This window comes from Pseudomonadota bacterium (genome assembly GCA_027624955.1).
In the GTDB taxonomy this organism is placed as follows: domain Bacteria; phylum Pseudomonadota; class Alphaproteobacteria; order UBA828; family UBA828; genus PTKB01.
The window spans coordinates 12,248-31,918 of sequence record JAQBTG010000025.1; the positions used below are offsets into that span (position 1 = coordinate 12,248).

18 protein-coding genes are annotated in these 19,671 nt (G+C 60.9%); 10 read left to right on the forward strand and 8 right to left on the reverse strand.

Annotated features, from left to right (window positions below; genetic code table 11):
- Positions 1-8: 8 nt before the first annotated feature.
- The gene (locus O3A94_10865; GenBank protein MDA1356752.1) at positions 9-1,883 is read left to right on the forward strand and encodes a tetratricopeptide repeat protein; all 1,875 of its coding nucleotides are present in this window, start codon (positions 9-11) and stop codon (positions 1,881-1,883) included.
- 27 nt (positions 1,884-1,910) lie between these two features.
- Here O3A94_10865 and O3A94_10870 read toward each other — a convergent pair whose 3' ends face one another.
- From O3A94_10870 to O3A94_10890, 5 genes are all read right to left on the reverse strand, one after another.
- On the reverse strand, positions 1,911-2,672 hold the full coding sequence (locus O3A94_10870; protein ID MDA1356753.1) for an SDR family NAD(P)-dependent oxidoreductase: 762 nt from the start codon (positions 2,670-2,672) through the stop codon (positions 1,911-1,913).
- A gap of 53 nt (positions 2,673-2,725) precedes the next feature.
- Positions 2,726-3,604: a haloalkane dehalogenase gene (locus tag O3A94_10875; protein ID MDA1356754.1), complete on the reverse strand. Its 879-nt coding sequence runs from the start codon at positions 3,602-3,604 to the stop codon at positions 2,726-2,728.
- A 52-nt stretch (positions 3,605-3,656) separates the two neighbouring features.
- Positions 3,657-5,264: a phosphoenolpyruvate carboxykinase gene (locus tag O3A94_10880; protein ID MDA1356755.1), complete on the reverse strand. Its 1,608-nt coding sequence runs from the start codon at positions 5,262-5,264 to the stop codon at positions 3,657-3,659.
- A gap of 174 nt (positions 5,265-5,438) precedes the next feature.
- Positions 5,439-6,170, reverse strand: coding sequence for a CbtA family protein (locus O3A94_10885; GenBank protein ID MDA1356756.1), 732 nt, complete (start codon positions 6,168-6,170; stop codon positions 5,439-5,441).
- Positions 6,171-6,190: 20 nt separating this feature from the next.
- A complete protein-coding gene (locus O3A94_10890) occupies positions 6,191-6,388 on the reverse strand; it encodes a CbtB-domain containing protein (GenBank protein MDA1356757.1) in 198 nt (65 codons plus the stop codon).
- Positions 6,389-6,569: 181 nt separating this feature from the next.
- On the opposite strand from O3A94_10890, the gene O3A94_10895 reads away from it, so the two are divergent.
- The 7 genes from O3A94_10895 (at position 6,570) to acs (ending at position 14,883) form a co-directional block, all read left to right on the forward strand.
- Entirely contained in the window at positions 6,570-7,964 is a 1,395-nt protein-coding gene (locus O3A94_10895) for an MATE family efflux transporter (GenBank protein MDA1356758.1), read from the forward strand.
- Between the two features lie 181 nt (positions 7,965-8,145).
- Entirely contained in the window at positions 8,146-9,693 is a 1,548-nt protein-coding gene (locus tag O3A94_10900; GenBank protein ID MDA1356759.1) for a hypothetical protein, read from the forward strand.
- A gap of 105 nt (positions 9,694-9,798) precedes the next feature.
- Complete coding sequence (locus O3A94_10905; protein MDA1356760.1) at positions 9,799-10,797, forward strand: NAD(P)-dependent glycerol-3-phosphate dehydrogenase; 999 nt, start codon at positions 9,799-9,801, stop codon at positions 10,795-10,797.
- Positions 10,798-10,887: 90 nt separating this feature from the next.
- Entirely contained in the window at positions 10,888-11,301 is a 414-nt protein-coding gene (locus tag O3A94_10910; protein ID MDA1356761.1) for an EVE domain-containing protein, read from the forward strand.
- A gap of 13 nt (positions 11,302-11,314) precedes the next feature.
- Positions 11,315-12,466: a PLP-dependent aspartate aminotransferase family protein gene (locus O3A94_10915; GenBank protein MDA1356762.1), complete on the forward strand. Its 1,152-nt coding sequence runs from the start codon at positions 11,315-11,317 to the stop codon at positions 12,464-12,466.
- Positions 12,463-12,807: a Rieske (2Fe-2S) protein gene (locus O3A94_10920; GenBank protein ID MDA1356763.1), complete on the forward strand. Its 345-nt coding sequence runs from the start codon at positions 12,463-12,465 to the stop codon at positions 12,805-12,807. The genes O3A94_10915 and O3A94_10920 overlap by 4 nt, the downstream gene beginning before the upstream one ends.
- Positions 12,808-12,939: 132 nt before the next feature.
- Positions 12,940-14,883: an acetate--CoA ligase gene (gene acs, locus O3A94_10925; protein ID MDA1356764.1), complete on the forward strand. Its 1,944-nt coding sequence runs from the start codon at positions 12,940-12,942 to the stop codon at positions 14,881-14,883.
- Positions 14,884-14,887: 4 nt separating this feature from the next.
- On the opposite strand, the gene O3A94_10930 is transcribed toward acs, so the two are convergent.
- Genes O3A94_10930 through O3A94_10940 form a run of 3 tightly spaced genes read right to left on the reverse strand, consistent with a single transcriptional unit; the run spans position 14,888 to position 18,201 of the window.
- Entirely contained in the window at positions 14,888-15,856 is a 969-nt protein-coding gene (locus O3A94_10930) for a zinc-binding dehydrogenase (protein MDA1356765.1), read from the reverse strand.
- Complete coding sequence (locus O3A94_10935) at positions 15,853-16,902, reverse strand: phosphotransferase (GenBank protein ID MDA1356766.1); 1,050 nt, start codon at positions 16,900-16,902, stop codon at positions 15,853-15,855. The genes O3A94_10930 and O3A94_10935 overlap by 4 nt, the downstream gene beginning before the upstream one ends.
- A gap of 18 nt (positions 16,903-16,920) precedes the next feature.
- Positions 16,921-18,201 carry an aminotransferase class III-fold pyridoxal phosphate-dependent enzyme gene (locus O3A94_10940; GenBank protein MDA1356767.1) on the reverse strand — a complete coding sequence of 427 codons (1,281 nt, stop codon included), beginning with the start codon at positions 18,199-18,201 and terminating at the stop codon, positions 16,921-16,923.
- Between the two features lie 147 nt (positions 18,202-18,348).
- Between O3A94_10940 and O3A94_10945 the strand changes: the two genes are divergently transcribed.
- Positions 18,349-18,921: a sigma-70 family RNA polymerase sigma factor gene (locus O3A94_10945; GenBank protein ID MDA1356768.1), complete on the forward strand. Its 573-nt coding sequence runs from the start codon at positions 18,349-18,351 to the stop codon at positions 18,919-18,921.
- A gap of 2 nt (positions 18,922-18,923) precedes the next feature.
- Positions 18,924-19,670, forward strand: a complete 747-nt coding sequence (locus O3A94_10950; protein MDA1356769.1) for an anti-sigma factor — start codon at positions 18,924-18,926, stop codon at positions 19,668-19,670.
- Position 19,671: the final 1 nt, after the last annotated feature.

The window sequence follows — 19,671 nt, forward strand, 5'->3', positions numbered from 1 at the left end:
AGGGGGTCATGAAAGCCAGACGATGGGCCATGGCGGCAAGTGTCGCGGTGCTTTTGACTCCCGCTATCGGGTGGGCTCAATCCGATACTCTTCTCGATAATTACAACCAGTACGCCACCTTTTTCGGGCAGGGAAAATTTCAGGAGGCGCTACCGTTCGCCCTTGAAATCATTGCATTGCATAAGAAAGAGTTTGGCGTTGATCATCCCACTGCCGCAGTCCTGCGCGCCAATGTCGGCGAGCTTTACGTCGAAATGGGCCGTCTTGAGCTGGCCGAACCGCTCTTTGTCGAGGCCGTACAAATCGCCGAACGCTCGCTCGGCCAGGGCCATCGTACCACCGCCGTGCTGGTTGGCAGGTTAGCGAAGTTCTATCGCCAGCAAAACCGCTATGATCTGGCGGAAACCCTGTATATGCGGACGATCCTGATCAAGGAGAGGGAATTCGGCCCCAATCATATGGCGGTTGCCGTCAGCCTGAATGATTTGGCTCAGCTTTATTATCTGGAAGGCAGATTCGCCGAGGCCGAGCCGCTCTATCGCCGTGCCCTCTCTATCTTGGCCGAAATCGAGCGCGTGCATCCGCTCACCAGCGCCGTCCTGTTCAACAATGTGGCGGAGCTATTCTCGGCTCAGGGCCGGAGCGTCGGCGCCGTCATGCCGCGGCTGGCCGCCCGCATCGATGCTGAGGAGGCGGCAGCGGAAGAGTCCGAAACCACGAAAGTCGAGCAAATCGCCGACACCGAGACGACGCCCGAGGTGCGTGAGGAAGTGATCGTCGAGGCGACTGCCGAAGTCTCGCCAGAGTCGCCAGAAGAGATCATCGTCGTGGTCGCCGCCGCCGCCGTAGCCACTGACGGAGCGCCGGAGCTGTCGAAAAAGGCAGTCGCTACAAGAGCCGAGGAAAAACCTCAGGCGCCATTAAATGATTCGGTTGTCGCACAAGCTGCTGAGATCTCGCCGAAACCTCTGAACTCGGTTGGTGACGCAGAAGCCGACCTGAAAATGGCGCCCGACGCGCCGCCAGATGGGCCGCGGGTAGTGGACCGCAGGGAAGTCGTGGTTGCTGCGACATTACCTCGCAAGATCATCGACATACGCGCGGCCAAGCGTGAGCCTGTCGAGATCACTGTGGAGGATTCCGCGGCAGAGATTGTGGTCGTGCGGCCCGCCGAAACGCCGCCGCAGAACCCAACCGCCGAGCCCGAAGAAATCGTGATCGTGACAGCCGCGGCTGAAACAGAGACGCCGCGAGAGCCGGTTGAGGCGGTCGTGGCGGAAATTGTCGAGCCCGTCTTGGAAGAACAGGCCGAAAGCCTGAAGCAAATAGAAATAGCGCCTGAACAACCGATTGCCGAAACAGTGGTCGTTGCCTTGGAGCCTGAACTTGTGCCTGTGCCTGAGCCTGAGCCCGAACTTGTCCCTGCGCCTGAACGTGAACCCGTTCCCGTAGTGGAAGAAATTCCTGTGCAGCCAGCGGATTTGCGGGTCGAAAAAGCAGCAACCGAAAGCGCCTCGCTTAGCAACGCGGAAGTGGAGTGGGCGCGTATCGACGCTGTGCTCGATGTATCGCGAGAGAATCAGGCGTCGGATGCTCCCGCAGGGGAAGACGCGGCAGAGATGCATTTCGATCTGGCCGGCGTGATTATTGACGGCTCTTCGATTTATTCGACGAGCGAATTGCTGCCGAGCTACCGGCGCTTTCTCGGCCAGGATGTGTCGGTGAACGATCTCTACAAGATATCGCAGGCCATCACGGCGCGTTATCAGGCGGATGGCTACGGCGAAACCTCCGCCGTGGTGCCGGCTCAGCTGATCCGCAGCGGCGTCGTGATCATCCGCATCGAGGAAGGCTTCGTCGGCAACGCTATCTTGGTCAATTGATATTAGCGCGCGCGCGCGCCGGCGGTGCTAATAGGTGGCGCGTCCGCCCGTCAGGTCGAAGACATATCCGGTATTGAAACTGCACGCCGGCGAGACGATCCAGGCGATCATCCGCGCCACTTCCTCTAGCTCGCAACAGCGCTTCATCGGAATCTTGTCGGTCATATAGCTGACGGTTTCTTCCGGTAGGACATCCACCATCGGGGTCCGCACCACGGCGGGCGCAATGGCGTTGATGGTGACGCCGCTCTGTGCATAGTCCTTTCCCAGCACCTTAACCAAGCCAATGAGGCCGGCCTTGGATGTGGAATAGGCCAGCATGCCGGCGTTGCCCTCCTTGCCCGAAATCGAGGCGACATGTAAGAGGCGGCCATAGCCGCGCGCCAACATGCCGGGCAGCACCGCCTGGGAGACGATCAACGCGCCGCGCACATTGATATTGTGCACCTGATCGAAATCATCCAAATCGACATCGCAGCCCTTAAGCGCCGTCTTGCCGGTGATGCCCGCACAGTTCACCAGCCCGGAGATCCCGCCCAAAATATCTTCCACGTGATCGAGCGCGCGCGCAGTACTTGCCGGGTCGGTTACATCCATCGCGTAGGAGCAGGCCTTGCCGCCCGCCGCCTCGATCGCTCGGGCTGTATCCTCTGCGGTCTCCGCATCCTGGTCCAGGCAACCCACGGAAGCGCCCATCGCACCCATCAGTTCAGCCGCCGCTTTGCCAATTCCGCTGCCGGCGCCAACCGCGACCACCGTATAGGGCAGAGTGTCGAAATATTGCAGCATGAAGCTCTCCGTAGTCGCCGGCGTCGGGCGCGGCCTGCAAGGTTAGGAGTCAGTTACAGTCCGCGAATCCACTCGGCCAGTGCCACGCCGATCTCGTCCGGCGAATCTTCCTGAATGAAATGATTTCCTGCTACGGTCACTTCGCTGGTGTTTGGCCAAGCGCGGCAATGATCGGCCAGGGGCCCCTGCAGGATGGCGCCAGGTTCCGCGTTGACGAACAGTTTCGGCATGTCGCTCGCCTTCAAGAAGGCATCGTTGGCGCGCACGATATCGACCACTTCGGCCGGCTCGCCGTCGATCGGAATTTGTCGCGGCCAGGTGAGAGTAGGCCGCCGGCTTTCGCCCGGTTCGATAAATGGCCGCCGGTAGACCGCCATCTCAGCCTCGTTGAGGTCGCGGATAATGGAGCCCGGCAGGACCCGTTCGACAAATATGTTCTTTTCGAGCACCATATTATCGCCCGCAGGAGAGCGGAAAGCCTGGAACAGTTGGCGCGCTTGTTCGGGCCATGCGTCCCACTTCATCGGCGTTACGATGGTTTCCATGTAGGCGACGCCCTTGGCCGCTTCGGCGTGCCGCCGCAGCCAATCGAAGCCGAGCGGACCGCCCCAATCATGGACGACCATGATGACGTTGTGGGAGACGCCGAGGACATCCAATAAGCCGTCGAGATAGGTTTGGTGTTCGGCCAGGCGGTAGCTCTCGGGCCCCGAATTGGCCAGCTTGTCCGAATCCCCCATGCCGATCAGGTCCGGTGCGATGCAGCGGCCCAACGCTTCCGCATGAGGCATCACATTTCGCCACAAATAAGAAGACGTTGGGTTGCCGTGTAGAAATATGATGGGATCGCCAGTGCCGACCTCGAGATAGGCCATGCGTGCACCATTCACCTCGGCAAATTTTTTGGTATAGCGCTCGTCGCTCGAAATCATCGCCTGTTTCCCTCAATCTTCCCGGCCGTTAGCCGCGCGCCGCTCGTCGGCGTTAAGCCGTGTGGGGAGCAGCGGCTTTTACTTCAGCACCGACATGGGATTCGAACTGGGTGAAATTACTGTGGAAGCGCCCGACCAGATCGCTGGCCTGAGTGTCATAAGCACTCTTGTCGTTCCAGGTGCCACGCGGATTCAGCACCTCATCCGGCACGCCGGGACAAGTTACCGGCACGTCGAGGCCAAACGACGGATCGCGGCGCATTGCGACCTTGTCGAGTGATCCGTCCAATGCGGCCCGCAGCAAGGCTCGGGTATGGGAAATTTTCATGCGCTCGCCGACGCCGTATGCGCCGCCCGTCCAGCCGGTGTTGACGAGCCAACAGCGCGCCCCTGTCTGCTGAATTCTATCGCGCAGCATTTCCGCATAGACGGATGGATGACGTGGCATGAACGGCGCACCGAAACAGGTCGAGAAGGTCGCTTGCGGCTCGTTGCCAAGGCCCTTTTCGGTGCCTGCAACTTTGGCCGTATAGCCCGATAGAAAATGATACATGGCCTGGGCCGGGCTCAACCGCGCGATCGGCGGCAGCACGCCGAAAGCATCGGCGGTCAGCATGATGACATTGTCCGGATGACCGGTGGTCCCAACGGCACTGGCATTGGGTATAAAGGAGAGGGGATAGGCGCCGCGCGTGTTTTCGGTGTGGCCAGCATCGTCGAGATCGAGCTCGCGCGTTTCGTCGTTCATCGCAACATTTTCGAGGACCGTGCCGAACATCCGTGTGGTCGCGTAAATTTCTGGCTCCGCCTTTGCCGACAAGCGGATCACCTTGGCGTAGCAGCCGCCCTCAAAATTAAACAGACCGCTATCTGACCAGCCATGTTCGTCATCTCCGATCAGGGTACGCTCGGGGTCGGCGGAGAGCGTTGTTTTGCCGGTGCCGGAAAGGCCAAAGAAAATCGCCGAATCGCCGCCTTTGCCGGTGTTTACCGAGCAGTGCATCGGCAACACGCCTTTTGCCGGCAGCAAAAAATTGAGGATGGTAAAGACGGATTTTTTACATTCACCGGCATAGGAGGTGCCGCCGATTAAGACCAAGCGCTTGGCGAAATTGACCAAGATGCAGGTCTCGGAGTTCACCCCGTCCGTGGCTGGATCGGCGGAGAAACCCGGCGCCTGCACGATGGTGAATTGCGGCTCGTGGCCGGCCAATTCGTCGAGGCTGGGCGTGATGAACAGATTGCGCGCGAACAGGCTGTGCCAAGCATATTCTGATACCACCCGAATCGGCAGGCGATAGGCCGGGTCGGCGCCGGCAAAGCAATCCTGCACGAAGACGTCTTTGCCCTTGAAATGTGCCATCATGCGGCGCTCGATGCTGTCAAAGCGTTCGGTATCGATCGGCCGGTTGACGTTTCCCCACCAAATATCGTTTTCCGTCGACGTTTCGCGGACGAAAAACTTGTCGTTTGGCGAACGCCCGGTGTGGATTCCGGTCAGCGCGACAAGCGGCCCGCCCTTAGCGACACGAGCTTCGCCTCGGCGGACGGATTCTTCGTAGAGTGCGGGGGTGGGTAAATTCCAGTGGGCAGTTCGAACCTGTTCGATACCCAGCGAGTCCAACCCGTGAGGGCTGACGAATGGACCTCGATGTTGCATGAATTCCTGTGTTTTGGCGGGCTTGAGTTAACGAGAAATCACACTGTTTTGCCGGTGTTGTGGCATCGCGGCGCAAGAGTCATTCAACACCCATCATCTGTGCGAAACAAGCACATAGGAGCCAAATATTTGCCTAAATAAGGATTTTGTATCGGAATATTCTTCGCGCTCGGATTAGGAGCTCAAAGTCGGCGATAATCGGCGTTGTCGGGAGCCGCCCATGCGACGGTGCAGGAATGCCGTCAGCGCGCCAAGCGCCAGCCAAAACGCGGCGCTGGTGGCGAGTGAAGCATAAATGAATCGCTCGGCCATTTCTTCCGGCGCCAGGCCGCCATGATGCTCCGGGGCTGGCGCGCCGATGAAATGCGGAATGGCAATCGGAATAACACCGAGCGCGCGCACATAGACAGGCCGGGCGAAAGCGATGATGCCGAGGCCGAGCGCGGTCAGGACGACGGTCAATATCCACCAGCCCTGGCGCCCTTCGAGCGCTGCCGCCTCGCTGCCAGGAAGCTCCGGCGGCAGGCCGAGGGCCGGCGCCAGATTGAATATCGCGAATCCGGCGAGACCCCACAACAGGCCGCCACGCCACACCACACTTCGCTGCCTCGCCGATAAGAGAACAAAAGAAACCGACAGCAGCAGGCCGAAGCCGATGGCTGCGATGATGTTGGCGAGCAACGTCATGCTGACGCGTTCCAGGCCATCGTCAGGCGCCCAGGGTTCTGCTTCGTGAGTTTCGATTGCGTCCGATTCGTGCACATGCCCGCCAGCCGCAACCGTCTCGAAGGTTTCCGCCTCATATATGAGCGGAATAACCTCGATATGTTGCAAGCCTGTCAGGAGTGCGCCGGCGATGACGCCGGCGATGACGGCGGGCAGGAGAATTCGCGCAAGCAATTGCATTTCGCGCTGCCCGATCAGGCCTAGTGGCAGGGAAACGCTAGCGAATGCCTCGAATCATGGGCGGCATTGTGCAGCGTTGAAGAATCGGCAAGTCCGACGCCGTAGATGATCGACATGCCCAGCAAAGCCGCAAAAAATACCGGCCAAAGCCGGCGAACGGAACGGGCGGTATCCTGTGACGCGTACTGATTAGTCTTCAGTTGAGCTGATTTTGCCATACTTTATCTTCCTCGAATTTCCGCTCGTATCATCCTTTTTGCCCAACCGGGCGGGCCCGATCAAACTAGATGCAATCATAATAGGTTGTCGCTTGCAGCGTTACCAGCGCCTTGGCAGGGGACAAAATAATTTATTTTCGGTCCTTATCCAGCTGCCTCGGTTCGGATAGTCTCTGGCGCAATGCCCACCCGTAAAATCACCGCCGAAACTTTGGGCGGCGCCGAGAATATCGGCCCGACGATGAATTTCGCCACCCATTTGAAACGCACCGTCCGCCTCGCGGTGCCGATGATCATTGCGCGCGCCGGCTTGTTAGTGATGGTCGCGGTGGATACCGCCATGATCGGCCATTACGGGACGCTTGATTTGGCGTTCTACGCCGCCGCCAACGCGCTGCAAGTGGTCATGATACTGGTTGTCGTCGGGCTGTTGCAGGGAACTGTGGTGCTGGTGGCACAGGCGCATGGCGCCGGCGCGTACCGCGATTGCGGCGTGTATTGGCGGGTCGGTCTGATTCATGGCCTCGTGCTGGGCCTGGCAATGGCGGGAATCTGCTTTCTTGGCGAAATTGTCCTCAGCGTCATCGGACAAACGGATGAATTGTCGGCCGGCGGCGGCGGCGTGCTGCGTATGATCTCGTGGGGATTGCCCGCCTTGAGCATGTGGGTGGCGACATCCTTCTTTCTTGAAGGGCTGAGCCGTCCGCTGCCGGTAATGGTGCTTACTATTCTTGCGGTGTTCGCCAATGCCGGGCTCAATTTAATATTCATCTATGGCGCCTTTGGCGTGCCCGAAATGGGCGCCGAAGGTGCCGCGCTATCGACCTCGATCATACGCTGGGCCATGTTCGGCGTGCTCACTCTCTATGTGCTGAACTTGGGCAGGCGAGCGGATTTGGGCATCGGCGGAGCGATTCGGAATTTTCGCGAAACGGCGCGCAAACTTCGCCGCATTGGCCTTCCCATGGGCCTGGCGCGCGGCCTCGAAGCCGGCGCGTTTAGCGCCCTGACGATGCTGGCCGGCTTCCTCGGGACAGTGCCTCTGGCCGGATATCAGATCGCCTTCAACTTGGTGGCGATGGTTTTCATGAGTGCCATTGGCGTGGCTGGAGCCGGGACGATACGCGTCGGCAACGCCGTCGGGCGGCACAATGCCTCCGATATCCGCAGCGCCGGCTGGTCCGCGTTTTTTTTGATCTTTCTCATCATGGCTGTTTTTGCCGGCCTCTTTTTCGCCGTTGGTCCGTCGCTCGCGCAAATCTATACCGACGACATGGCGGTGGTTCTGATTGCGACGCCGCTGATTTTTATCGCTGGTCTGGTGCTGATTTTCGATGGCTGGCAGGCCGTGCTGATGGGCGCTTTGCGCGGCATGGCGGATGTGTGGCTGCCGCCAGTTTGGCAGTTTGTGTCGTGGTGGGGGGTGGCCGTTCCGGTCGCCTATCTCTTGGCCTTTGAAGCCGGCATCGGCCCGCCCGGCTTGATGTGGGGATTTTTAGCCGGCGCGATCGTCTCCTGCTCTGGCCTGGTGCTGCGCTTCGTTCTGGTGTCACGACGCCCGATCCGGCGATTATAAAGTGGCAAGCGACGCCTCGTTGCCAGCCCGGACTGGCGCCTCGGGCTATTCCGCAGTAAGTTTACGAAGCAATCGGGGGCAGTCGAGTCGCGTGCGAAACCCAGCATTTATCATCTTCAGATTCTTCCGCCGTATCTCGCGAACGGCCGCGATCGGCGGTTCGCGCCGTCTCGGCACGGCAATGCTGACTATCATCCTATTGGCCGTCGTGTCCTGCGCAGAGGGACCAATAGCGGAACCCGGCTCGCGCGCTGACCGTGTGTTCGCTATGGCCAATGAAGGCGATTCTACGGCGCAGACCGCGCTTGGACTTCTGTATGAGCGCGGTCTCGGCGTGCCACACGATCCGGCGTTGGCGCTCACATGGTATCGCCGTGCCGCCGACCAAGGCGATGCCTTGGCGGAATTTCATATCGGCTCGCTTTACGAGCGCGGCTTAGGCGTCGAGAACGACTATAGCGAGGCCGCAGCGTGGTATCAGCGGGCTTCCGACAAGGGCAATGAATCGGCGCAGGCCGCGCTCGCCTATCTGTATGATCGCGGCCTCGGCGTAGAGCGCGATTTTGGCGAGGCCGAAGCGCTTTACAGTCAGGCGTCGGCAAGCTGGGCCGAAAGCGACACCTATCCGGCCGAGTCCACATTCGCCACTGGGGGGGAAGGCCCAGCTTTGGCGAGCCCGAACATTGTCTCTGCAACTGTCGGCGATCAACGGCCGGAATTCACTGCCGGTCGGGAGGGGGCACCGACCATTGAGATAGATCTTGCGGCCCTCGACGACGTACCTGAGCGCGCAGCCGCCGCCACAGTTTTCGACGGACCGGAGCCGATCGCTGGGCGAGGTGAAAACTTCCCGCTCGCCACCGGGTCGCGCACGACGCCCGAGCGAACGCGCGATAGCGAATCGGGCGCGTCGCCCGGCAAGGTGCAATCGGGCGCGGTCGATGCGGAAGCCAGCAGATTGCCATTGCCGCCCGGTCCCAAGCCAGTCCAACCGACGATTTTGCCCAGTGCCGAACAGTTGCCTGCCGCCGAAGCAAAACCGGTGTCGGAGAATGCCGAAGAAGGCTTGCTAATCGTGGCTCAACCCGAGCCAGAAAGAGTGACCCTGTCGGTCAAGGAATTGCTCCGGGAGGAAAGCGGCGCGGTGAAGGTGATCGAACCATCAGTGCCGGAGAAAAAATCGCCAGTACCGGAGGCGCCGGTACCGCAGCCTGAACCGCCGCCTAAGTCGGCTCCCATACCGGTCGCGGAAAGTCCGGCACCGATGAAGGAGGCGGAAGAGTCGGTTGCCAGCAAGCAAGCGGCGGAGATCCAATTGGGCAAAGCGGAAGAGAAATTGATAGCCAGCCTGGAGGCTGAACTTGACGACGAGGCGGCCGCATTCGAATCCGGGCGCGGTGCGGTGGCGGATCAAGTGGATCAAGTGGATCAAGTGGACGACGCGGTTGAAGCTGCTCTTGAACCCCTGCCGCCCGCGCCCGAAATCTTTATGATCAGCCTCGCAACCTTTGAAACCAGGGCTTTGGCCGAAGCGGAGTGGGCGAAGATTAGCAAAACCCATGCTGGCCTCGTAGGTCGATTACCTCATGAATTTCAACTCGTTGACATGGGCGACGACGGCCAGTTTTTCGAGCTCATCGTTGGCCCACTGAAATCGTCGGTACAGTCCCGCTCGCTTTGCGGCGCGCTCCGCGCCCACGACCATGTATGTCGGACGATAGATAAGTAAAGAAAACAAGGACGTCGGCGACAGCGCAACAAATCTCATCCCGGACGGGAGAGGGTTATTAGCGTTTGCGACTGGTGGCTTTTGGCGGGCATAGTTTGCGCCGACATGACAACCATCAAGCATATCGGCGTTGTTGGCGGCGGCGCCTGGGGGACGGCGTTGGCGGCTACGGCGGCGCGCGCCGGGCGGACCGTTATATTGTGGGCACGCGAAGAAGACGTGGTGGCATCGATCAACGGCGCGCGCGAGAACAAGCGTTTCCTGCCAGGCATCTCCCTCGATCCTGCCATTTCGGCAAGCACTGAGGCAGCGGCGCTCAGCACCGCTGATCTCCTGTTGTTGGCCATGCCTGCCCAGTATTTACGTTCTATCGCCGCAGATTTTACTGAGCATTTGGACCCTGTGCCGCCGATTGTCATCTGTGCCAAGGGCATTGAACTTGAAAGCGGCGCCCTTATGAGCGACGTGGCGCGTGACGTCGTAGGCGATCGGCCGATTGCCGTTCTCTCTGGCCCGACCTTCGCGCATGAGGTGGCGCGCGGTTTGCCTAGCGCCGTCACTTTAGCTTGTGGCGACAGCGCATTGGGAGAGGCCGTGGCGGCAGCGCTCGGCAGCGCTACCTTCCGGCCCTATCTTTCTGACGACATGATCGGCGCGCAAATCGGCGGCGCGCTGAAGAACATTATGGCGATCGCCGCCGGCATCGCCATTGGCCGTGGCTTGGGCGAGAACGCGCGCGCCGCGATCATGACGCGGGGCTTCGCCGAGATGGTGCGCCTCGCCCGGGCCAGGGGCGCCAGGCTGGAAACTCTGGCCGGGCTTTCGGGTCTGGGCGATTTGGTGCTGACTTGTTCCAGTACGCGGTCGCGTAATTTCTCGCTTGGCCAGGCGCTAGGAGAAGGCGAGCCGCTACAAAGCATTCTTGATGGGCGCGACAGCGTGGCCGAGGGTGTCACCAGCGCCCCCGCTGTGGTCGCGCTCGGCGAAAAGCTGGCGATTGATCTGCCAATTGCCGGCGCGGTCGATGCTGTACTGCACCGGGGTGCCGATATCGGCGAGACCATCGCTGCCCTCTTGTCTCGTCCCTTCCGCCCTGAGTTCTGAGTAAACATTTTGGTCAAGCAGTGGTGCGCCGCGCCGCGCGCCGCTAGACTATGCGTTCACGGGCGATAAGGCAGAACGGGAGAAAAGCGCATGGCGTATTGGTTATTTAAGAGCGAACCGGGCGCGTGGTCTTGGGATGATCAGGTGAAGGATAGCCCAAGCGAATGGGATGGTGTGCGCAATCATCAGGCCAACAATAATATGAAGGCGATGAAAATTGGCGACCGGGGGTTTTTCTATCATTCGGTCAATGAAAAGCAGATCGTTGGCGTCGTCGAAATCGTCAAAGAGCATTACCCCGATCCCACCGACGCGAAAGGCGTGTTCGGCATGGTCGATATCAAGGCGTTGATGCCGGTAAAGAGCCCGGTCACGCTGGCTGACATCAAATCCCATCCCGATCTTTCCGAGATGTTTCTGGTGCGTCATTCGCGCCTCTCGGTCGGCCCGGTCGCGCCTAAGGAGTGGAAGATCATCTGCAAGTTGGCGGGCGTTGCCGCGTGATGGCGCGATCGAGATGACCAGCGGCGAACGCAGGGGCGAAACCATAGCCGCGCAAGCGGGGCATTTTATTGACCCCGCCAACGGCTCGGTAACACCGCCGATACAGCCCTCCGTAACCTTCGCGCGTGACGCGGAGTATGCGCTGATTGATCCGGCATTTAGCTATGGCCGCGGCGACAATCCGACGACCGCGGCGGCCGAAGCGGTGCTGGCCAGTCTCGAAGGCGCCGTTGGCGCTCTACTTTTCGCCTCCGGCCTTGCGGCTGCCAATGCTCTGTTCGCGACCTTGCCGCCCGGCGCACGCGTGGTGGCGCCGCGTCTGATCTATCAGGGAACATTGTCACGCCTCAACCAGCTGGCCGCCGCCGGGCAGCTCGAGGTCGCACTGTTCGATGCCACTCAGGCAGGCGCCCTAGAAGAAGCGGTTGGCGCTGCCAAGACCGATCTAGTGTGGATCGAATCGCCGTGCAACCCAACCTGGGATGTGATTGATATCGCCGCCGCCGCACGCGCTGCGCATGACGCGGGCGCGCGCCTCGCGGTCGATTCGACGGTTGCCACGCCGGTGCTGACGCGCCCGCTCGCGCTTGGCGCCGATATCGTTTTTCATTCGGCCACAAAATATCTCAATGGCCATAGCGATGTCCTGGCTGGCGTCCTGCTGACCGCCAAGGCCGACGATGCCTGGCAACGGGTCAACGAAGCCCGTTGGTTGGGCGGCGCCGTGCTCGGCACCTTTGAAGCGTGGCTTTTGATACGCGGGCTGCGCACACTTTATCTTCGCGTGCAGCGCGCTTCCGAATCGGCGTTCGCCATCGCGCACCATTTCGAGGGCCATGAAAAACTCGACGCTGTACTCTATCCCGGTTTGGCCTCTCACCCCGGCCACGCCATCGCAGCGCGGCAGATGATCGGCGGCTTTGGCGGCATGTTATCGGTATTGGTCGCGGGTGGCAGCGCGGTGGCGATCCAGGCTGCGTCACGCGCCGAAATATTTTTGCGCGCCACGTCGCTCGGCGGCGTCGAGAGCTTGGTGGAACACCGCGCCACGATCGAAGGGCCGAAGAGCCATGTGCCAGGGAACTTGCTGCGGCTCTCGATCGGCATTGAAGACGTTGGTGAGTTGATCAGTGATCTTGAACAGATGCTTTCGGGCAGTTCATGAACGAAACCAGCCGCAAGATTCTCTGTAGTCTCACCGATATACCCGACGGCGGCAGCAAGGGTTTCGAGATCGGCGAGGGCCCGCAGGCGTTCGAATTTTTCATCACCCGCAAGGGTGAGCGGATTTACGCCTATGAGAACAGCTGTCCGCATACCGATGGCCCGCTCGATTGGACGCCCGACCGCTTCATCGACAAGGATAGCGGGCACATTCTTTGCGCCACCCACGGCGCGCTGTTCCGGGTTGAAACCGGCGAGTGTTTGGCCGGACCATGCGCCGGCGAATGGTTGCGCGCCTTGCGCGTTTCAATCGATGGCGAAGATATCGTTCTTGAACAGTAGCACCGGCGGCATAAAGGTGGCTGCCACGCCCTTTGCTCGACTTGCCCGGCGCCGGCAATCAACCGATAATCCCACCAGAAGCTGGCCCTGACCGGCCGGATTGTGACGTATACCGGGAGCTAGGAACGCCAAATGATTCCCCACCAAAACGAGATTTTTCCTGTATCGCCTGAGGCGGCTCAGGCAGCGCATTGTGACGAAGCGACGTACAACGAAATGTACGCCCGCTCGATAGACGATCCCGATGGCTTTTGGGCCGAGCAGGCGGAATCGCTTGAGTGGATTCAGCGTTGGACCAAGGTCAAGGATTCGAAATTCGGAACGGACGCCTATGTTCGCTGGTTCGAGGGCGGCAAGATCAATGTCAGCGCCAACTGCATAGACCGCCATCTCGAGACGCGCGGCGACCAGACCGCAATCATCTGGGAAGGCGACGATCCCAACGATTCGAAATTGATTACTTATCGCGAACTGCACCGCGAAGTCTGCCGCATGGCCAATGTGCTGAAGTCCCGCGGCGTGACCAAGGGCGACCGGGTCACCATCTACATGCCGATGATTCCCGAAGCGGCCTACGCCATGCTCGCCTGCACGCGCATTGGCGCGGTCCACTCCGTGGTGTTCGGCGGATTCTCGCCCGATTCTCTCGCCGACCGCATCCATGACTGTGACAGCAATTGCGTTATCACCGCCGATGAAGGTCTCCGCGGCGGCCGGGCGATACCGCTCAAAGCCAATACAGATAAGGCGTTGGAGAGAAGCCCAGGGGTCAAGAGCGTGATCGTCGTTAAGCGCACCGGCGGTGCCATCGATTGGGTCGACGGACGCGATGTCTGGCTTCACGAGGCAGCGGCAATGGTCTCCGACGATTGCCCGGCGGAGGAAATGGATGCCGAGGACCCGCTCTTCATCCTCTATACCTCGGGCTCGACCGGCAAACCCAAAGGCGTGCTGCACAGCAGCGCAGGCTATCTGCTGTTTGCCTCGCTCACCCATAAATATGTATTCGATTATCACGACGGCGATATTTACTGGTGCACCGCCGATGTTGGATGGGTGACCGGGCACAGCTATATCGTCTACGGACCGCTGGCCAACGGCGCCACCACGCTGATGTTCGAGGGCGTGCCCAACTATCCCGATTCATCGCGCTTCTGGCAGGTCGTCGACAAGCATCAGGTCAATATTTTCTATACCGCGCCAACCGCCATCCGCGCCCTGATGCGCGAGGGCGACGGACCGGTGACCAAGACCTCGCGCAAGTCGCTCCGCATCCTCGGCAGCGTCGGTGAGCCGATCAATCCCGAAGCCTGGATATGGTACAACGATGTGGTGGGCGAGAAGCGTTGCCCGATCGTCGATACCTGGTGGCAGACCGAAACCGGTGGCATTCTGATTACGCCGTTGCCGGGCGCGACGGCGTTGAAACCAGGCTCGGCCACGCGCCCCTTCTTCGGCGTTAAGCCGCTGATCGTCGATACTGAGGGCAATGAATTGGACGGCGCCTGCACCGGGCTGCTGTGTATCGGCGATTCCTGGCCGGGTATGATGCGGACAGTTTACGGCGACCATGACCGTTTTATCAGTACCTATATGGTGCAATATCCGGGGCGCTATTTTACCGGCGACGGCGCGCGCCGCGACGCTGACGGCTATTACTGGATTACCGGGCGTGTCGACGATGTGATCAACGTCTCCGGCCACCGCATGGGAACGGCCGAAGTGGAAAGCGCGTTGGTCTCACACAAGGCTGTATCCGAAGCCGCTGTCGTCGGCTATCCGCATGACATCAAAGGGCAAGGCATCTACGCCTATGTGACGCTGACCCTTGGCCATGAGCCGAGCGAGGAGCTGCGCAAGGAATTGGTCCTATGGGTGCGCAAGGAAATCGGCGCGATCGCCAGCCCAGACCTGATTCAATGGGCGCCCGGCCTGCCCAAGACGCGTTCGGGCAAAATCATGCGTCGAATCCTGCGCAAGATCGCCGCCAACGAACAGGATGAACTCGGCGATATTTCGACCCTCGCCGATCCGTCGGTGGTGACCGATCTGGTCGAGAACCGCAAGAACCGCTGAGCGGCTACACGCTGAGCACGATCTTGCCGAGATGGGCGTTGGCGCGCATATGCTCTAGCGCCGCCGCCGCCTCGGCGAGCGGAAAAACGCGGTCGAGCGGCAAGTGAAGTGTGCCCGCTTGCACCGCCGGCCAGAGATCGGCGCGCATGCTGCGAACGATCTCCCGCACCTCATCAGCTGATCGCGTACGGAAGGTCACGCCGATATAGTCGATGCGTTTCAGGGCGTGCAGATCGTAATCGAATTCGCCGCTAAAGCCGCCGAGGCGGCCGACATTTACGATGCGCCCCAACACCCGAGCGGCCTTCATGTTTTGGTTCGCCACGCCGCCGGAAACTTGATCGACGATCAAATCAACACCGCCGCCGGTTGCTTCGAGCACCGCATCGGGCCACGCCGGGTCGCTTGGGTCGATCGCCATATCGGCGCCAAAATCCTTCAGCCGAGCGCGCCGGGAAGCATCGCGCGATGTGCCGATCACCAGCTTGGCGCCGAGATATTTGGCGATCTGCAGCCCCATTAGGCCGACGCCGGAACTGGCGCCTTGAATGAGCACCGATTCGCCGGGCTTGAGGCGGCCATTCCCGACCAGCGCGTCATGCATGGTCTGAAGCGCAATCGGCAGCGTCGCTGCCTGCTCGAAGCTCATGTCCCCCGCCGGGAGTGGTGAGACGCGGCCCCAATCCGTGGCGGCATATTCCGCGTATCCGCCAGCGCCCGAGCACATCACCCGATCACCCGGTTTGAAACCCGAGCTTTCGCTGCCGGTTTCGGCCACCTCACCGGCCCATTCCAGCCCGGCAATGGTTCCGGCGCCGCCCAACGGGCCGTGCATCCGCCCATCCATCATCAGGAGATCAGCCCGGTTGAGGCCGGCGGCGCGGACGCGAACGAGTATTTGGGTGGGTGTTATCTCCGGCTTCGGCACTTCACTGATCGCCAGGCCGGATTCCGATAATATCGCTGCCTTCATGCTGGTCCCTCCAGCGCGCCGTCCGCGCGCAAATATTGTTCCGCCAACTCGCAGACCATGGTGACGATACTGGGTGCGATTTCTTGCGCCGTCCGCGTTTCGTTCCGGGTGTGAATCCAGCCGAGATAGGTGAAAGCGCGCAACAAGTAGAATAGCGGCATCAACCGCAATGTTTCATCTGTGAGCGGACGCTCTTGGCGGTAGCCGGCAATGACGGCGCGCTGCACCATATCGTAGCGTTCGGTCCCGAGAAACAGGATGGAGATGGTCGCCAGGTCGAAGAGATGCCAGCCGGCGCCACAATCATCGAAATCGATCGCCATGACACGCCCATCACGGATGAGAATATTGTCGAAATTAAGGTCGGCGTGGATGAGGCCGTAGGTTTGTTCTGCCTCACCGATCTCCATTAAGGCGCGTCGTGCGACAAGGCGCGTCTGCTCCATCAATTGCCTCTGGGCATTTTCGAGGCCGGGAAATTCCCAAAATCTTCCCCATAGGGGGGCCTCGCCGGTCAGCCCATCGGCGTCCCAGGCGTGTCGAACGAAACCGTCAGGCCGTTGCCAGCTGGTGGAATGGTTGTGCAGCTGCGCGACCAAGCGCCCGACTTCGGTGAACGCCTGAGTGATATCGCCGATGCTGTCGCTAAGGCCGCCCTCGATGCTGCCGAGCGGCTCGCCGTCCAGCCACGTCACCATATCGACCTGGCGCGGCTCTGGTACGCCGTCCACACGAGTGGTGACGAAGGCCGCGCCGCTGCTGGCGGGGATGATAGCGGGCACTTTGATACCGTCCCGCTGCAAGGCCCGGATCCAGCTCAATTCTGATTGCAGCGCGGCGTCGGAATGATAGTCAAAGCGGTGAATCCGGAGCGCGGCATCGAAACCGTCCGCCCTGGTCACGCGAAACACCGCGTTCTCGCGAATTTTTACCAGTTGTGGCCGGCAATCGGTGATGTCCCAAGCTTTGAGCGCCTGCACGGCAAGACGCTCCATGCGCGCTGCCCGCGCGTCGATGCTGATCTTGTAGAAATCAGAATCAGTCATGCGGCGCCCGCGTCGCGGTCACAGATCGGCCAGGCTCTCGTCGAGCGTCTCTATTAACAGGTCCGCGTTTTCGCGGGAGAACGGCAGGGGCGGGCGAATCTTGAGCATATTGTCATCGCGCCCGGTGCGGCTGATGAGGACGCCGCGCTCCCGCATCGCCTCAACCACGGCGCTGGCTGCTTCTGGCGCCGGCGTCTTCGCCGTGCGGTCCCGCACGAATTCGACGGCTGAGAACAGGCCATGGCCGCGCACGTCGCCGATGATATTGTGCGTTTCGGCCAATTTGCTTAGCCCCGCTCGGAGATGGTTGCCCACCTTGAGTGCGTTCGCCTGCAAGCCTTCTTGCGCGATCACTTGCAACACCGCGAGACCGACGGCAGCGGCGACCGGGTTGCCGCCAAATGTATTGAAATACATGGCCTTCGCGCCGAATTCCTCGGCCAGTCCTGGCTTGCTGACGACGCCGGCCAGCGGATGGCCATTGCCCATCGGCTTGCCCATGGTTACGAGATCGGGGGCGGCGCCATACAGTTGATAGCCCCACATGTTTTCGCCGGTGCGGCCGAAACCGGGTTGCACTTCGTCGGCGATGAAGTAACCGCCGGCGGCGTGGACCGCGGCCACGGCTTTTTCCATTGCGCCGGCCGGCATGTTGGGCAGGCCTTCGGTAGCGAACACGGTATCGACGAGAAATGCCGCGGTCTTCATGCCGCTTTCCGCTAATGATGCGATGGCCGCGTCGACCTGCGCGGCGAACATATCTGCGGCGTCGGCTTCGCTGACACCCGGTGCCAAGCGGTAGGTATCGGGCACCGTGACCGATCGCACATTCGCGCCAATCCCCTCCGGCCCCGGATAGGCGGTGCTCAGCTCGGCGATGGCGGCGGAATTTCCGTGGTAGCAAAAATCGGTGACGATGACGCCGGTTGCGCCGCTGCACGCCTTGGCGATTCTGAGCGCCAATTCGTTGGCCTCGGTGCCTGAGCAACATAGGAACAGCCGGCTCAAATCATCTTCGAAGGTGGCGGTCAGCGCCTCGCCATAATCGAGGATTGCCTCGTGCAGGTAGCGCGTGTGGGTGTTCAGGGTTTTCGCCTGTTTTTCGAGTGCCGCGACAACATGGGGATGGCAATGGCCAACATTTGCCACATTGTTATAGGCATCGAGGTAGCGTCGGCCTTCAGCGTCGTACAACCAGACGCCCTCGCCGCGTACGAGATGCAGCGGGCGGTTATAAAATAGCGGAGAGGCGGCGCCGAGCAGGCGATGGCGTCGTTCAAGAAGGGCGTCATCTGGCATGATTTGTTTCCCAATCTGAGTTGCCGGTTATTTACCCTATTTTTCCTGCTCGTGCATTCACGCCGTTCCTCGGCTATGAATATTACCGTCCGCCGCTTATTAGGGCAGCAAGCCGGAAGCCAACCGGGATAGGCCGAGTGCCGCAACATGCTAAGTGACAGCAAGGTCGAGGCGTCAACGTTGGAAGAACTGCTGGGCGCCGTGGCAGCGCAGGACCGCAGCGCCTTCGCGCGGCTCTACGACGCGAGCAGCGCGAAACTATTTGGCGTTGCCTTGCGTATCTTACGTAACCGGCAGCAGGCGGAAGAGGTACTGCAGGAAGTCTATATCCGAATATGGCGCCGCGCCGCCGACTACCGCCCCGAGAAGGGCACGCCTATGACCTGGATGATCACCATCGCGCGTAACCGCGCGCTTGACCGGCGGCGCCAACAAAAGCCTGAGCTGTCTCTGGACGATGCCGACGGTTATGCCCAGACCGCCGATCCTGAGCCAAGCCCGCTGGCGCAATCGATCGCGGGCGAGCAGCGCCGCGCTCTCGCCGCTTGCCTCGAGAAGCTCGGCGCCGAACAGCGCGGTTGTATCACCCTCGCCTATCAAGAAGGCTATACCCATGGCGAGCTGGCGGCGCGTTTTGACACCCCGCTCGGTACGGTGAAGAGCTGGATCCACCGTGGTTTGCGGCAATTGAAAAAATGCCTCGAGCAAGGAACGCCTTGACGATGACGGAAGCCTATAGCGAGAGAGACGGATTCGCCGCCGAATATGTGCTGGGCACGCTCGAGGCGGCAGCGCGCCGCGAGGCCGAGGCGCTGTGTGCGCGCGATCCGGCATTCGCCGAACTGGTGGCCGCGTGGCAGCAACATTTGGCGCCGTTGGCTGATGACATCCAGCCCGTCGCGCCGCCGCCCGAACTTCTCGGCCGCATCGAAAAAATATTGGATATTCTCGGCGCAGCGCGTGCCGCCGCGCCACCGAAACTTCAACCCGGGCGTCAGGTCCGTACCGCGTGGCGCTGGTCGGCGTTCGGCGCCGGCGCCATTGCGGCGGCGCTGGCGATCTATATCGCCGCCACCGAGTTGATACCGGAAGCGCCAGGATTGCGTTATGTCGCTGTGCTGAATCAATCCGCGGCCACGCCGATGCTGATGGTGACGCTCGATTTCACCGCTGATCGCATGATCGTTCGCCCGGTGGCAGCGCCGGAGGCGGTGCTGGCGCGCCAGTTGGCGGCCGGTGAAAGGGCGCTTGAGTTATGGCTGGTGCCACCTGGTGGCGGCGCGCCGCGCTCGCTCGGCCTGCTCCCCACCGATGCTAAAATTTCGATCGCGCTGACGCCTGAAATGGAGAAAGTTCTCCTGAGCGCGGTGGCCCTGGCGGTGAGCGTGGAGCCGCCAGGCGGCTCGCCGAGCGGTGCGCCTACCGGCCCGGTGATCTATCAGGGCGCCGTCCTGCCGAGCGCCGGCTAGG

What these genes read in the sequence shown, in the direction of transcription:
- O3A94_10895 (MDA1356758.1), top strand. Translation starts at nt 6,570, where the DNA reads ATGCCCACCCGTAAAATCACCGCCGAAACTTTGGGCGGCGCCGAGAAT.
- O3A94_10915 (MDA1356762.1), top strand. Translation starts at nt 11,315, where the DNA reads ATGACCAGCGGCGAACGCAGGGGCGAAACCATAGCCGCGCAAGCGGGG.
- O3A94_10890 (MDA1356757.1), bottom strand. Translation starts at nt 6,388, where the DNA reads ATGGCAAAATCAGCTCAACTGAAGACTAATCAGTACGCGTCACAGGAT.
- O3A94_10870 (MDA1356753.1), bottom strand. Translation starts at nt 2,672, where the DNA reads ATGCTGCAATATTTCGACACTCTGCCCTATACGGTGGTCGCGGTTGGC.
- O3A94_10900 (MDA1356759.1), top strand. Translation starts at nt 8,146, where the DNA reads ATGCTGACTATCATCCTATTGGCCGTCGTGTCCTGCGCAGAGGGACCA.
- O3A94_10875 (MDA1356754.1), bottom strand. Translation starts at nt 3,604, where the DNA reads ATGATTTCGAGCGACGAGCGCTATACCAAAAAATTTGCCGAGGTGAAT.
- O3A94_10940 (MDA1356767.1), bottom strand. Translation starts at nt 18,201, where the DNA reads ATGCCAGATGACGCCCTTCTTGAACGACGCCATCGCCTGCTCGGCGCC.
- O3A94_10880 (MDA1356755.1), bottom strand. Translation starts at nt 5,264, where the DNA reads ATGCAACATCGAGGTCCATTCGTCAGCCCTCACGGGTTGGACTCGCTG.
- O3A94_10920 (MDA1356763.1), top strand. Translation starts at nt 12,463, where the DNA reads ATGAACGAAACCAGCCGCAAGATTCTCTGTAGTCTCACCGATATACCC.
- O3A94_10865 (MDA1356752.1), top strand. Translation starts at nt 9, where the DNA reads ATGAAAGCCAGACGATGGGCCATGGCGGCAAGTGTCGCGGTGCTTTTG.
- O3A94_10910 (MDA1356761.1), top strand. Translation starts at nt 10,888, where the DNA reads ATGGCGTATTGGTTATTTAAGAGCGAACCGGGCGCGTGGTCTTGGGAT.
- O3A94_10885 (MDA1356756.1), bottom strand. Translation starts at nt 6,170, where the DNA reads ATGCAATTGCTTGCGCGAATTCTCCTGCCCGCCGTCATCGCCGGCGTC.
- O3A94_10930 (MDA1356765.1), bottom strand. Translation starts at nt 15,856, where the DNA reads ATGAAGGCAGCGATATTATCGGAATCCGGCCTGGCGATCAGTGAAGTG.
- O3A94_10905 (MDA1356760.1), top strand. Translation starts at nt 9,799, where the DNA reads ATGACAACCATCAAGCATATCGGCGTTGTTGGCGGCGGCGCCTGGGGG.
- O3A94_10945 (MDA1356768.1), top strand. Translation starts at nt 18,349, where the DNA reads ATGCTAAGTGACAGCAAGGTCGAGGCGTCAACGTTGGAAGAACTGCTG.
- O3A94_10935 (MDA1356766.1), bottom strand. Translation starts at nt 16,902, where the DNA reads ATGACTGATTCTGATTTCTACAAGATCAGCATCGACGCGCGGGCAGCG.
- acs (MDA1356764.1), top strand. Translation starts at nt 12,940, where the DNA reads ATGATTCCCCACCAAAACGAGATTTTTCCTGTATCGCCTGAGGCGGCT.
- O3A94_10950 (MDA1356769.1), top strand. Translation starts at nt 18,924, where the DNA reads ATGACGGAAGCCTATAGCGAGAGAGACGGATTCGCCGCCGAATATGTG.